Origin of the sequence: Chitinophaga caeni, assembly GCF_002557795.1 — a bacterium.
GTDB classification, from domain to species: domain Bacteria; phylum Bacteroidota; class Bacteroidia; order Chitinophagales; family Chitinophagaceae; genus Chitinophaga; species Chitinophaga caeni.
In genome coordinates this window covers 1,802,805-1,816,665 of the sequence record NZ_CP023777.1, presented here as the reverse complement: position 1 = coordinate 1,816,665, position 13,861 = coordinate 1,802,805, and the positions used below count along the sequence as shown (strand labels likewise).

Sequence of the window (13,861 nt, the reverse complement as noted above, 5' to 3'; positions counted from 1 at the left end):
TTTAACCTTTTAAGGGTCTAAGTATTGAAATTACCATGGAAAAAGATAAAGACATACAACGTGAATTAGAAGGTATTTCCCCCGGTTTGAACTTACCCAGGGAAGAACTAAACCTATCGCTGCCGAAGGATTATTTTGCAAATTTACCTTCTGACCTGCTCGCGAAAGCAAAGCTGATGGATGCCGATACAGCAGAAAATGTGGAAAGTGAATTTTTATCGGAACTGAAATTGCTCTCCCCATTCTTGGCCAATCAAGTTCGGAAAGAAAATCCATTCACGGTACCTGCAAACTATTTTACCGGATTAGCATCCTCGCTCGCGGAGGCCAGGAAGAACAGCGCTCCCATATATAAATTATCAAACAAAATCTTTACTTTCCGCCGCTGTGTAATCGCTGCCACCGTGGCCATTGCTATCAGTTTATCCGCGGTATACCTCGCTAAAGACCATTCTTCTAATAAGTCATTCTCCCAACAATTGGCTGAATTGAGTATTCCAGAAATGGAAGAGTACCTTGCCGAACATACCAGCTATATGGAGCCAAGCATGCACCTGGAAGATCTTCCTGTTAGCATCGATGAGCAAGATATTGATAACTTATTGGAAGATAATACTTTAAAAGAAATTCCTTTTAATCCGGACACACCATGAAGATAAAATTACTCTCCTTAATCATATTGATTTGTTCCTGTCAACTAATACTGCATCAAGATGCTTTTGGTCAAGATAGTACCAAGAATACCGCTGCACCTGCTGCTAAAAGACAACAAAAACTAAAATCCCTTGAAATTTTATACATCGGCCGGGAGCTCGATCTTACCGCCGAAGAGGCAAAGTTATTCTGGCCTGTTTTCGATCAATACACCGAAGAGACAGAAGCTTTGATCAATAGAAGAAGGAAGGCACGCAAGGAAGTGAGAAATATACAATTACAGGATAAAGATGCCGCGGCCCAGAAAGATATGACCAACGAATTTCGGTTTGAAAAAGAGTTGATTAACATTAAAATGAAATACCGCGATGAGTTTATGAAAATCTTACCCCCTCAAAAGGTATCCCAATTTTTTAAGGCGGAAAGGGAATTTAGAACCCTTATTTATAAACAGTTACGTGAACGCAGGGAACAAAGAAATAAACAAAGGATATCCACGAAATAGTGCCATATTACTACATTTCCATGGAATAAATCTTTTCTAATCCTAACTTACTGAATATTAGTACCATACTAATTGACAAATCAATTTTTATAATTTCAGCTTGAATTATTAAGTTATTATTCCTAATTTAATAATTAGAAACATTGTTTTATTCATTATCCCGAATATTAATTTCCTTGACTATCGTGTAACCCGGTTTTGTTGTACCCTTATTGCCACGTTTATGAATATAATAATGTTATCCCGTTGTGTCGAACTTATCGATTTCATATACACACATTTAAAATCTATCTATGAAACATCTTTACTTTACCACCCTATTGTTAATCTGTTGCGCCTGTACCCTGGGCAGTTTCGCACAAGTTCGTACCAAGATATTTAAAGATGGGATTCCTTCCAAGATGCTCAGTATTGACAGCCGGAACATCGGGGAAACAAAAGTCAATGCGCCAAGTATATTCAATTCCTTGTTGAATAAGGCACCGGATGATAGTTATCCCCTTGAGTATATCAATAAATTTGCCGTACCCGTTGCTGTAAATATTGATATGCTTTCGCAAGCGAAGTCACAAAACAAGGGAGATACATTGGTGTATATCCTGAAGCTCAATGCAGCGGATGCCCGGAACACCTCCCTTCGATTCGGCAAATTCCATCTTTCGGAGCATGCAATACTGAGTATCAACAGCTCTTTTGAGCTTACGGACAGCATCACCGCTTCCGAAAACAGCCGTTCCCAAATTTGGGCAACCCGCGTGTACCAAGGCAGTCACCTCGATATCATCTTGCGATTTCCCGCCGCAGAAAAAGAACAGAATAGCCTGGTCATTGAAAAAATAAACTTCGGTTTTAAGAAATTCGGCCATGAATATTTCGGTGATGAAGGCGCCTCGGCAACCTGTAATATCAACGTTGTTTGCCCGGAAGCTACCGGTTGGGAAGAAGAACGCAATTCCGTTGCGCTGATCGTTGCAGATGGTAGCGAGGCTTGTACCGGTGCATTGATTATGAATACCGCTAATACCAATACACCTTATTTACTCACGGCAAACCATTGCCTCGCCGCGGGCAACGTAGAAGATTGGGTATTCCAATTTCAATATTGGAGCGCGACATGTGCAACCAACTCCGGTTGGACCGAAGATATTCAATTTAACGGGTGCACCTTGAGAGCTAATTATGCCCCTACCGATTTTGCCTTGCTAGAATTAGATGATACCCCCTCGCAATGCTCAGGCATCTTTTATTCCGGTTGGAACAGGAGCTCAAGCACACCCAGCAGTAGCTTTGCTTTGCATCATCCTGCCGGGGATCTAATGAAATTCAGCCATGACGATGATGCACTCACTTCAAGTAGCTGGGGCGGCACTAACAATCACTGGGTTACTGTTTTCGAAGATGGTACCGTGCAACCCGGCTCATCCGGTTCGCCCCTATATGATATGTATCACAGGATCGTGGGACAACTTCATGGCGATCAGAATAACATGGGGAATTATTGCGCGCAAAGACGGGGAGAATACGGGAAATTCAACCTCTCCTGGACCGGCGGAGGTACCAATTCAACCCGTTTGAGTAACTGGTTAGATCCCATAAATTCCGGAACGTATTCCATCAATACGGAAAATATTAGCGACCTAGTACCGCCGCTAACAATCTCCGGTCCCAGTTATATCTGTTCTTCCGGAACTTATTCGATCAGCACTTCTTTACCTGTTTCCTCCTGGGTGGTGTACCCGGTAGGTTACGCTACCATTTCCGGCAGCGGAAGCTCCGTTACGGTTACACGTACCAACGTAGGTACGGTTTCCTTGGAAGCAACCGTTACACATCCATGCGGTGATCAGTCCGTAATATCAAGAACGATTGATTTATCCGGTCCCGCCGTAACAGCGTACGGAACCCAGGGTAGTTGCAGTGGCAGCTCCCAAACATGGTATTTATATGCGAATACGCCTTCAAACGGATCTAATTGGAATTGGTATGTTGATTATCTCGGCACAGGTTCCAGTATATACATAAGTTCTCCGAGTTCTTCAAGCACTTATGTAACCGTTACCGGGGGCGGCGTAGTGAAGATGACTTACAAGGACCTGTGCGGTGTTACCCGCAATGGTGGCGGTATTACCGTTTACTCCATGTGTTCTTCCTTCTCGGTAAGTCCAAACCCAGCCCGCAGCTCCATCCAAATAACACTTGATGAGGAAAATAAACAAAGTGCAGCGGCTACTGCTAAAAGTCAAGAAACAAGTGCGGAAAATATGCAATTGATCAGGGACAAAGTGCCGCAGAAAGTCCAAACGATCCGCTTCGTGAAGATTATTTCGCTGGATGGTAAAGTCATAAAACAGCAGCGTTTTAACGGCGATCAACTCAAACAAACGCAAATGGATATCAGTGGAATACCGGCAGGCGTATATATTATCGAGATTTCTGATGGTATAAACAGTCAAAGCAGCAAATTGATGATACAATAGTCGAATACCTGTAGAATATAAATAGCAATGGCTGACCTGTAAAGAGGTCAGCCATTGTTTTATGAATTAATTGAAAGTGTTATTTCCAGATCTTGGTATAGGGAGTTTTGATGTCGTGATAAAAGAGAAAAGTCCAATCCTCTTCCTTCCCTTTTTCTAAATATTCAGCCCGCAGCTCCATGCTTTTCCTGCCATCAAAATCATATTTGGCGATAAAACGGCGTTTCAATTGACCGATTTGCGGGGCCACATCTCCGCCGAAGAAGATCTTATCCGTTCCATCATCCACTAAAAATACCTGGTGATATGGACAATGCCCTCCGGTTACTTCGTATTGAATATATCCATCAACTGTACCTTTATCATCTAGGAACACGACATTATCCTTTTGTAATAAGATATCCACCTCTTCCTTGAGATAGCTTTTCCCATCCTGTTCAATCGCGTAATCCATTTCTTTCTTATTTACATAATAAGTTGCCGATGGAAAACTCAATTCCCTTTTACCTGAAATATCATCAACGAGGCTCATCCCGCCGGCATGATCCTTATGCAAATGGCTCATCATCACCTTGGTTATTTCCATCGGGTTAATACCTTCATTTACCAGGTTTTGGTGTAATTGCAATACGCCGTCTTTATTCTTATGCCCGAGACCGGCATCAAATAAGATGAAATCATGATCGGTGATTACCAGGAAAGGTTGTATTTCTACCAACAAAGAACCTGTATTCCTACTTTCCAATTGATCCTGCGTAGTATCGAACGGAACAAATTTCTTACTGGCATCCACTGTAAAACTGCCTTCCGACAATGGTATAATTCGCATAAAATATCTCCTTGAATTGCTCTAAAAAACAAATGTTAAAACATCTAAACGCAAGCAAATTTAACGCAATACCATTTGCCGATCCGCATCTAATCGTAACATAATGAAAATCAACATGGTAAATGTCATCAAAGAAGACCCTCCGTAACTAATTAGGGGTAGCGGAATACCGATTACCGGGGCCAGCCCGATAGTCATGGCAATGTTGATCGCGACGTGGAAGAAAATTATGCTGGCAACCCCGTAAGCGTAGACCCGGCTAAAGGTCGATCGCTGTCGCTCAGCAATAAAGATGATCCTAAAAAGTAAGGTGATATAAAGTCCTAGGAATACGAGGCTTCCGATGAATCCGAAATCCTCACCGATGGTGCAGAAAATGAAATCCGTACTTTGTTCCGGAACGAAATCGAAGCGGGTTTGGGTACCTTTCAGGTATCCTTTCCCGAACAGGCCGCCGGAACCTATGGCAATCATACTTTGCCGGGTATTATAAGTTGCTTTAGGATCGTTCTCCTTTCCCAACATCACCTCGATGCGGCGCACCTGGTAATCTTTCAATACCTTGGTAAAGATAAAAGGCACCACGAACATCACGAAGATGGAGCAGAAAGCCCAAACCGATATGATGACGGCCAAGCGCGAACGCTTCCGTTTGATCTCGTACCTGCTGAAATAAATGACGATGGCCGCCGCCACGGTGAATATTCCGAACAAGATATTCTTATCCACCAGCAGGGCCGATAGCACGAGTATGATGGCTGAAAACGCGATAATTAATAACACCCCCGGTAAGCCTTCGCGGTACATCACCAGGAAAAAGGAAAGGTATACCAAGGCCAGGCCTGTTTCAGATTGCAGAACGATAATACAAGCCGGCAACATAGCAATAGCGGCAGCAATAACCCGAGAACGGAGCTTCGAGAAATCCGTTTCAAGGGAGGATAAATATTTCGCTAAAGCCAGGTTGGTAAAGAGCTTGGTTAACTCCGCCGGTTGGAATTGAAAGCCCCCGACAGATATCCAGGAATGGGAACCTTTTACATCTTTACCGATGGCGAGTACCAATAAGAGCAATATAATTCCAAATACATACGCCAGGTTGGCCGTCGCCGTAAAGAACTTACTATCGGTTAGCCAAATGACAGATGCCAGTATGATAGAAATACCGAACCACATCAATTGGCGGGAATAATTTTTTTGCAGGTGCAATATATTCTGAATAACGTTATCGCCCTCACGGTACTCGGCAGCAAAAATAGCCAGCAGCCCAATAATAACGAGCGCCAGGTATAAACCCAAAATGGGCCAATCGATGCCTTGTGTCAACTTATCTTTAGAACGGTTCATACTACCTACATTAAAATTTTCTAGTAGTTCCTGTTAATTGTGCTTGCCGGATGCTGGTATTCAAAGAATCAATTTTCGATTTCTTAACGATTTCCGGTGACATGGTCACAGTATTCAACATCCTATCCATTAGCGGTTTCCGCTTTGTCGAGATGGTATCATTCAAATATTTCTCCATCATCAAACTAGCTATCGGGGCCGCGTACGTACCACCGAAACCGGCATTTTCCACGATCACCGCGATCGCGATCTTCGGATTATCCCTCGGCGCAAAAGCTACGAATACGGAGTGGTCTTTTAGTTTGACCACCTTACCATTTATCCTGGCTGAGTTTTCCGCGGTGCCCGTTTTACCGCAAACAATAATATTTTCTATCTGCGCAATTCGTCCCGTACCATGATCTACCACATCTTGCATCCCTAATACTACGGCGCGGAAAGCCGAATCGCTGGTATGGGAAACCACGTGTTTCTCTTTAAATTTATCCAGCATCTTGGATGACTTCTCCCCATCTATGCTTTCCACGAAATGCGGTGTATAATAAAAGCCCCTGTTCGCGATGATGCACATCGCATTTGCCATTTGTAGCGGCGTAAAGAGGATCGCTCCCTGTCCCATTCCCACGTACACTTCGGAGCAGGAGTTCCATGAACCATGGTAAACTTTATTCATGAAGGTGGTATCCGGCACCGTTCCCGGCTTTTCGTGCGGTATATCCACCCCGACCCTTCTACCGAAGCCCATGTTATGCATGTATTCCGCCCATTTCTGTTGGCCCATCTTCACTCCACCCCATTTTTTAGCATCCACGGAAAGCCTGTAAACGTGCATGAAATAAGAGTTACAGGAATGCGCCATCGCCAACCTCAAGTTGGCGGCGTGTCCCGGCTCGGAGTGCATACACCCGATTCTCCTGCCGCAGGCATAATATCCGCCACGGCAAGGATACCCGAATGAAGGCGTAATAACTCCTTCATCCAAACCAATGACTGCCGTGATGGGCTTCATCGCGGATCCCGGCATGTACAATCCTTGGATGGCCCTGTTATACATCGGGTTCGTAGTATCTAAAACGATCTTGGCAAAGTTCCTGTTCTTGTTGGCGCCACTCATGAGATTAGGATCATACGAAGGCCCGCTTACCATGGCAAGTACACCACCCGACGTTGGGTCTATCGCCACGATACTACCAATCTTTCCTTTCATCAATTGCTCTCCGAAACCTTGCAGTTCTATATCGAGTGATAATCTCAGGTTTTTACCGGCAATGGCCGCCGTATCGAAAGCGCCGCCTTCCAAGGGGCCTTGCGGTCTGTTCATGTTATCTTTCACCAGGTATTGAATACCGCGCTGTCCCATCAGTATTGGCTCATACGTTTTTTCCAAACCGGTAAGCCCGATGTAATCACCACTTTGATAGGAAGAATAGGCAGAATCTTTTAACATGGACGGGGAAATTTCCCCGATATATCCCAGGATGTTGGCGGCCGTGCCGTAAGGATACGATCTCACCGGCCTCAAGACCAATTCAAATCCCGGTTGAAAGTTATACATACTTTCTTGCAAGCGTCCGTACATTTCCGGCGGTAAAAGAGGTGCAAATACACTTTGGCGCACCCTGCCGTTTCGCACGATGGCGTTTACAATTCTCTTTCTAAACTCTTCTCTATCTATTTCTAATATTTCGCAGAGGTAGCTCGTGTCGATCCCTTTAACACTGGAAGGTGTTACCATGAGATCGTACATAGCATCGTTGCGTAAGATACTTTTCCCCTTGCGGTCGAAAATGAGCCCGCGGCTGGGGTAAACGATCTTTTTCAGCACGGCATTAGCATCGGCTAACTTGGAATAACGTTTATCGATGATCTGTAGGTAAAACAATCTAGCCACGATAAGCGACATCATGGCAATGATAATAAACTGGATCACTCTCTTCCTGGACTGATTGTTTACGGACATGTGCTAAAAGCAGGTTATTTACGAATTTATATAAATAAGTTGGCTTTAGTTATCCAGGGCAATGATCCTATTGTATCGAATGTTACTTTCTTTCAAAAAACAGCAATTCGTAGATTAATACCAAGAATAGACTTACAGCGGTAGAAAACAATATTTTCATCAATAGGTATAAAGGATCTTTCAGGCCGAATATAGAAATACTAAAATAAACAATATTGTGTATTAATACCAGCACGGATGCATAAATGGCGAATTGGCTAAGACCCATTGTCGTGATAGAAGGTGTTTTCATGTTTACATCGTAACCTCCTTGCGGTGAAAGGATATTTATGATGAATGGCCTTAGATACGCGATCACTACACAAGCGGCGGCATGGACGCCCGGGGTATCCATAAACATATCGAGGGTAAGGCCCAATAGCAATCCTAACAATTGTAGAGCTGGCCTCGGGGTGTTCAAGGGCAACAACAAGATAAACAGCATGTATATATAAGGTGGTACCAACTGGTGTATCCGTATCATGTTTAATACGAATACCTGCACCAATATGAGCAGGATAAAACGGATAATATTTTTTAAAAGGATGCTCATCTTTTTATTTGATCAATGCCTTAGTTGAATCTTCTAATTGCTTTTGTTCCGCCTCCAGCAAGTTTTCAATTACATAAACATATTGCAGGTTAGAGAAATTGGTCGCATACTTGATCTCTACACTCAGTGAAGTCCGGGACTGGTCTGCCAGGTAAAACGTATCTACCATTCCAACCAATATGCCTTCCGGAAACAACCCGTAACCGCTGGTAACGATCGTATCTCCTTTCCTCAGCTTGGCGCTCTTAGGGATATCTTCCATGATGCCCTCCTCGATGTCCCGCGCATCCCAATAAACCGTACCGGTTTCATTACCATTTTTCAACCTTGCGCTAATACCGAAAGCCCTTTGCGATTTCAATTTTGACAAAAAAGACAGGATCACGGCATAATTATCGCTCACGCTTCTTACCATACCCACTACACCATCAGGGCCTACAACCCCCATATTCGGGCGGATACCCTGGTTAGATCCCCTATGAATCGTGATATAATTGATTTCACGGTTAACGCTGCTGCGAATCACTTTAGCTTCGCGGTACATATACTTCCGGGGTAATGTAGAAACCAATGTACGCGTAGAATCCTGGCTATACATCCTCAGCGTATCCTTCTTGAGTATATCAGTAGAATCGATATGATCGAAACTGGTATTCAGCATATTATGCAAGCGTGCATTTTCAGCTACCAAGCTATCGTTAGTGGCTTTCAGATGAAAATAATACTGGATATCGTTGTACTGGGTGTATAATTTCCCGCTGAGGGCATTGGCTGAATTGAGGTAAGCAGCGCGTTGGAAGTTGTTATTATTTAATATGAGGATAACACAAATCACTTCCAGCAGTAGGAATAAGAAAAAATTGAAATACCGCCTTAAGAAAATGATGAGATTACGCACCTTGAATGGATTCGGTTTACTGGCTTACCCCCGGCAGTACCGGGGGTAAGATTATAATAGAGTTTGTTATTGCATCAAAAATGGATACTTGCCGATATGTTTCAAAGCAATCCCCGTACCACGCACTACTGCACGTAAGGGGTCATCGGCAACATGAACGGGCAGCTTGATCTTCTGGGAAAGGCGTTTATCCAAACCTCTCAACAAGGCGCCACCACCTGTCAAGTACAGACCGCGTCGGTAAATATCCGAGGCTAGTTCCGGCGGCGTGGTTTCCAAGGCTTTCAAGATGGCTTCTTCTATCTTGAAGATGGATTTATCCAACGCTTCCGCAATCTCCTGGTAAGATACCATGATCTGCTTAGGGATACCCGTCACAAGGTCACGACCATTTACGGCGATATCTTCCGGCGGACTATCCAGTTCCTTCAGGGCGGAACCTATTTGAATTTTAATTTGTTCCGCGGTTCTTTCACCGATCAACAAGCTATGGTAACGGCGTAGGGCCTCCATGATATCGGCGGTAAACTCATCACCTGCTACACGGATACTTTGGTCACACACGATACCTGCCAGGGCGATTACCGAGATACCGGTAGTACCGCCACCGATATCGATAATCATGTTACCAACGGGTTCTTCCACATCGATACCGATACCCAGGGCAGCCGCCATCGGTTCATGGATCAGGTGTACTTCTTTAGCGCCCGCCTGTTCGGCAGAGTCTTTTACCGCGCGTTTTTCCACCTCGGTAATGCTGGAAGGAATACAGATAACCATGCGCCAACTTGGAGCGAAGAGCGGTTTTTTAGGATAAACCATTTTGATCAGCTCTCTCAACATCCCTTCGGCAGCGTTAAAGTCAGCGATAACGCCATCTTTCAAGGGACGGATGGTACGCAAATACTCGTGTGTTTTCTCGTGCATCATCATAGCCTTTTTTCCTACAGCTACAATTTTACCACTGGCACGTTCGATGGCAACGATGGATGGTTCGTCAACAACCACCTGGTCATTATGAATGATCAGGGTATTGGCAGTACCCAAGTCTATCGCGATATCTTGTGTTAAAAAATTAAAGAAGCCCATTGTTTGATACGGTCAATATAAATATTTGATTGCAAAATTGAATAATTCTAACGAATATACGATGTAAAACCTGGATGTAAAACGAATATTTTACTAGCGTACAAAACAAACGTATTAAAATTGCTTAACGAACTGTTGTTACATAAATTGTTTGGCATCGTCAAGTAACAGTTACAGTGTCCAGTTTGTTGTTGACCGGTTTTTCAGCGTCGCATTTTCTCAACATAACAACAGGTGGCAACGGCTTAAGATTTAGTTGGCACAAATTCGAAACCGATGTCCTCCCTAAAATATTTTCCTTCGAAGGTGATACTTGCCGCTGTTTGTTTTGAAAGGCGCAATGCCTCCTGCAAATCGCTTGCCAAAGATGTTACGGCAATCACCCTTCCCCCGTTGGTTAAAATATTTTGCCCGTCTGATTTCGTTCCGGCGTGGAATATAATTTGCGCAGGATTGTTGCCGGGGATGTTGGTAATCACTTTTCCTTTTTCATAATCCCCGGGGTATCCCCCGGATACGATCACTACGGTAGCAGCAGCTCTTTCGTCTTCCTGTATTTCTTCTTGGGCTAATGTACCATCAGCAACTGCTTTCAACAAACTTAATAAATTATTCTTCAATCTCGGCATTACGACCTCGGTTTCGGGATCGCCCATCCTACAGTTGTATTCAATCACGTAAGGTTCTCCTTCCACTTTAATCAAACCGATGAATATAAATCCTTTATAGTTAATCTGCTCTTTATGTAAACCCTCAACGGTAGGCCTAATAACCCGATCTTCGACTTTCTTCATGAACTCGGCGTCAGCAAATGGTACGGGAGAAATGGCGCCCATTCCACCGGTATTGAGGCCGGTATCACCCAAGCCGATCCTTTTATAATCTTTTGCAGTTGGTAATATCTTGTAGGATTGCCCATCAGTTAGTACGAAAACCGACAATTCGATACCGGATAAGAATTGCTCAACCACCACCTTTTTACTAGCGTCGCCAAATTTAGCATCTTTAATCATTTGAGCAAATTCTTCCTGCGCATGTTCGCGGCTTTCGGCAATAACGACACCTTTACCGGCGGCCAAGCCATCCGCTTTCAATACGATCGGCAGGGTATGCTGTGCAAGGTATGCTATGCCCTCCTCGTAATTATCAGCACTAAATTCTTTATATGAAGCTGTCGGTACCCTGTGGCGCATCATGAATTGCTTCGCGAATGCCTTGCTGCCTTCCAACTGGGCGCCTTCTTTAGAAGGGCCGATCACCGGGATGTGTTGTAAAGCAGGATCATTGGCAAAAAAGTCAAAAATTCCGTTTACCAAGGGATCTTCCGGTCCTACTACGACCATCTCGATCCCATTTTCTATTGCAAATGACTTGATAGCTTCAAAATCGTTGACACCGATGTTCACGCAAGTTCCACATTGAGCGATTCCCGGGTTGCCCGGGGCAACAAATAAATGGGAACAAAGGGGATCCCCCGAGATTTTCAGGGCCAGTGCATGTTCGCGGCCACCACTTCCTAACAATAAAACTTTCATAATTAACAAGATATATATGCAGAATGGTAAGAACGTAACAATATATTAAATATAATCAAAATACCGTCCTTACCTAATTTTTTTGCAAAGAAAGGCCAAAAAAGCGCAATTAGCATAGTTTTTTTAGCCAGTTTTATGAATTTCTTTATCTTGCCGCTCTTAACCTGCGAGAGATTTACAATAATCTTAATAGAATTTATTCACTGTAACTAAAAAAACTAACCTGGTATGAATCAAACTGCCATCACTCAAGAGTCGGCAACTTCCTCTAAAAAAGGGCATCCTAAAGGTCTCGGAGTACTATTTGCTACGGAAATGTGGGAAAGGTTCAACTTTTATGGAATGAGAGCATTACTCACCCTCTTTCTCGTAAATGCCTTGGCCTTTTCAGAAGCAGAATCATCAATTATCTACGGAGGGTTCCTGGGATTATGTTATTTAACACCTATGCTAGGTGGATTCGTTGCCGATAGGTTCTTAGGAAACAGAGCCTGTATCATCTTGGGTGGATTTACCATGGCGCTTGGTCAATTATTCCTATTTGCAAGTGGTTTTACTTATGCTAGTAACATTGAATCTGCAAAAATATTGATGTGGATCGCTCTTGGCATATTAATTTTAGGAAACGGTTTCTTCAAACCGAATATTTCCTCGATGGTAGGCCAACTATATGAAAAGGGCGATAACCGTTTAGATTCGGCTTTCACGATTTTTTACATGGGTATCAATGTAGGTGCCTTATTAGGAATGACAATATGTCCACTTTTAGGAGACGTTAAACTAAACGATGGTACCCGTGTTGTTGAAGCTTTTAAATGGGGCTTTTTAGCTGCCGGCATAGCCATGTTCCTAGGTTCGGTATTGTTTTATTTCTTAAAAGATAAATACGTTGTAACCCCTGATGGTAAAGCAGTAGGAGCCAAACCAGTTAAAACCGGGGAGCAATCATCCGATCAAGCTAAATTCTCCAATAAATCTATTGTTATGGCCGTAATTGCATTATTTGCACTAGCGGTTCTTTTCCATTTTGCATTTGGTACTAACTGGTTATATTCCTTTATATACTCAAGTGGTTTGAGTTTAGCTGGCTTGATCTTATCCGATAAGTCACTTACAAAGATAGAGCGCCAACGTATCGTTGTATTATATATTGTTGCTTTTTTCGTAATCTTCTTCTGGGCTTGTTTCGAACAAGCGGGTTCTTCCCTGACCTTTATCGCTGATCGTCAAACAGATCGTCACTTATTCGGTTGGGATATGCCGCCGAGCTTCGTTCAAAATGCGAATTCCATCTTCATTATAGTTTTCGCATTACCATTTAGTTGGATGTGGATTAAATTACAGAAACGTAACCTCGAACCTATATCTCCGGTAAAACAGTCGTTAGGTCTTGCTTTATTAGCATTCGGTTATTTTATCATTGCTTTGCAAGTGAAAAACCTTGGAATCAATGATAAACTGGGAGTTATTTGGCTGATTGTTATGTACTTATTCCATACACTGGGTGAGCTTTGCCTATCTCCAATCGGTCTTTCATTGGTTTCTAAGCTTGCTCCACATAGGTTCTCTTCATTGTTGATGGGTGTTTGGTTCCTTTCCAATGCTTCCGGTTATGCATTGGCGGGTACCTTAGGCACTATGTTACCTCCTACAAGTGACAAATATGAAGAAGCAAACAAATTGGGAATTAATCTCCAAGGAATTTTGGATGGTACAATCACCGCTACATCTCAACAACTGGATAAATTGGCCTCTCTTAAAATACCAACTCATTACCCATCATTTGCCGGATTTACGATTCATAACCTGTATGAGTTCTTTATGATTTTCGTTATCCTGCCAGGTGGTGCAGCTATATTATTATTCTTAATCTCAGGATTCTTGAAGAAAATGATGCATGGAATCAGGTAATTTTCAATTTTATATATAATTAAATGGGTGCTCTGTTTCTTTCAAAGCACCCATTTTTTATGCT

11 protein-coding genes are annotated in these 13,861 nt (G+C 43.1%); 4 read left to right on the top strand and 7 right to left on the bottom strand.

The annotated features are described in order from the left end of the window. Positions 1–35 precede the first annotated feature (35 nt). From COR50_RS07620 to COR50_RS07610, 3 genes are all read left to right on the top strand, one after another. Positions 36–653, top strand: coding sequence for a hypothetical protein (locus COR50_RS07620; protein WP_098193448.1), 618 nt, complete (start codon positions 36–38; stop codon positions 651–653). Continuing rightward, positions 650–1,159 carry a hypothetical protein gene (locus COR50_RS07615; protein WP_098193447.1) on the top strand — a complete coding sequence of 170 codons (510 nt, stop codon included), beginning with the start codon at positions 650–652 and terminating at the stop codon, positions 1,157–1,159. The genes COR50_RS07620 and COR50_RS07615 overlap by 4 nt, the downstream gene beginning before the upstream one ends. 293 nt (positions 1,160–1,452) lie before the next feature. After that, positions 1,453–3,636, top strand: coding sequence for a T9SS type A sorting domain-containing protein (locus COR50_RS07610; protein WP_098193446.1), 2,184 nt, complete (start codon positions 1,453–1,455; stop codon positions 3,634–3,636). A gap of 79 nt (positions 3,637–3,715) precedes the next feature. On the opposite strand, the gene COR50_RS07605 is transcribed toward COR50_RS07610, so the two are convergent. The 7 genes from COR50_RS07605 to purD form a co-directional block, all read right to left on the bottom strand. Continuing rightward, positions 3,716–4,465 (bottom strand): MBL fold metallo-hydrolase, encoded by a 750-nt coding sequence (locus COR50_RS07605; protein WP_098193445.1) that lies wholly within the window; start codon positions 4,463–4,465, stop codon positions 3,716–3,718. Positions 4,466–4,525: 60 nt separating this feature from the next. Further along, on the bottom strand, positions 4,526–5,812 hold the full coding sequence (gene rodA / locus COR50_RS07600) for a rod shape-determining protein RodA (RefSeq protein WP_098193444.1): 1,287 nt from the start codon (positions 5,810–5,812) through the stop codon (positions 4,526–4,528). A gap of 10 nt (positions 5,813–5,822) precedes the next feature. Beyond that, a complete protein-coding gene (mrdA, locus tag COR50_RS07595) occupies positions 5,823–7,772 on the bottom strand; it encodes a penicillin-binding protein 2 (RefSeq protein WP_098193443.1) in 1,950 nt (649 codons plus the stop codon). Between the two features lie 82 nt (positions 7,773–7,854). Beyond that, complete coding sequence (locus tag COR50_RS07590) at positions 7,855–8,364, bottom strand: rod shape-determining protein MreD (protein WP_098193442.1); 510 nt, start codon at positions 8,362–8,364, stop codon at positions 7,855–7,857. 4 nt (positions 8,365–8,368) lie between these two features. Then, entirely contained in the window at positions 8,369–9,262 is an 894-nt protein-coding gene (mreC, locus tag COR50_RS07585; protein WP_098193441.1) for a rod shape-determining protein MreC, read from the bottom strand. Positions 9,263–9,328: 66 nt separating this feature from the next. Next, on the bottom strand, positions 9,329–10,351 hold the full coding sequence (locus COR50_RS07580; protein WP_098193440.1) for a rod shape-determining protein: 1,023 nt from the start codon (positions 10,349–10,351) through the stop codon (positions 9,329–9,331). Positions 10,352–10,596: 245 nt separating this feature from the next. After that, entirely contained in the window at positions 10,597–11,886 is a 1,290-nt protein-coding gene (gene purD / locus COR50_RS07575) for a phosphoribosylamine--glycine ligase (RefSeq protein WP_098193439.1), read from the bottom strand. Positions 11,887–12,114: 228 nt separating this feature from the next. Here purD and COR50_RS07570 point away from each other — a divergent pair, with 228 nt between their 5' ends. Continuing rightward, positions 12,115–13,797, top strand: a complete 1,683-nt coding sequence (locus COR50_RS07570; protein WP_098193438.1) for a peptide MFS transporter — start codon at positions 12,115–12,117, stop codon at positions 13,795–13,797. Positions 13,798–13,861 lie beyond the last annotated feature (64 nt).

Coding starts and splice junctions, on each gene's coding strand:
- COR50_RS07620 (WP_098193448.1), top strand. CDS start 36: ATGGAAAAAGATAAAGACATACAACGTGAATTAGAAGGTATTTCCCCC.
- COR50_RS07615 (WP_098193447.1), top strand. CDS start 650: ATGAAGATAAAATTACTCTCCTTAATCATATTGATTTGTTCCTGTCAA.
- COR50_RS07610 (WP_098193446.1), top strand. CDS start 1,453: ATGAAACATCTTTACTTTACCACCCTATTGTTAATCTGTTGCGCCTGT.
- COR50_RS07605 (WP_098193445.1), bottom strand. CDS start 4,465: ATGCGAATTATACCATTGTCGGAAGGCAGTTTTACAGTGGATGCCAGT.
- rodA (WP_098193444.1), bottom strand. CDS start 5,812: ATGAACCGTTCTAAAGATAAGTTGACACAAGGCATCGATTGGCCCATT.
- mrdA (WP_098193443.1), bottom strand. CDS start 7,772: ATGTCCGTAAACAATCAGTCCAGGAAGAGAGTGATCCAGTTTATTATC.
- COR50_RS07590 (WP_098193442.1), bottom strand. CDS start 8,364: ATGAGCATCCTTTTAAAAAATATTATCCGTTTTATCCTGCTCATATTG.
- COR50_RS07580 (WP_098193440.1), bottom strand. CDS start 10,351: ATGGGCTTCTTTAATTTTTTAACACAAGATATCGCGATAGACTTGGGT.
- purD (WP_098193439.1), bottom strand. CDS start 11,886: ATGAAAGTTTTATTGTTAGGAAGTGGTGGCCGCGAACATGCACTGGCC.
- COR50_RS07570 (WP_098193438.1), top strand. CDS start 12,115: ATGAATCAAACTGCCATCACTCAAGAGTCGGCAACTTCCTCTAAAAAA.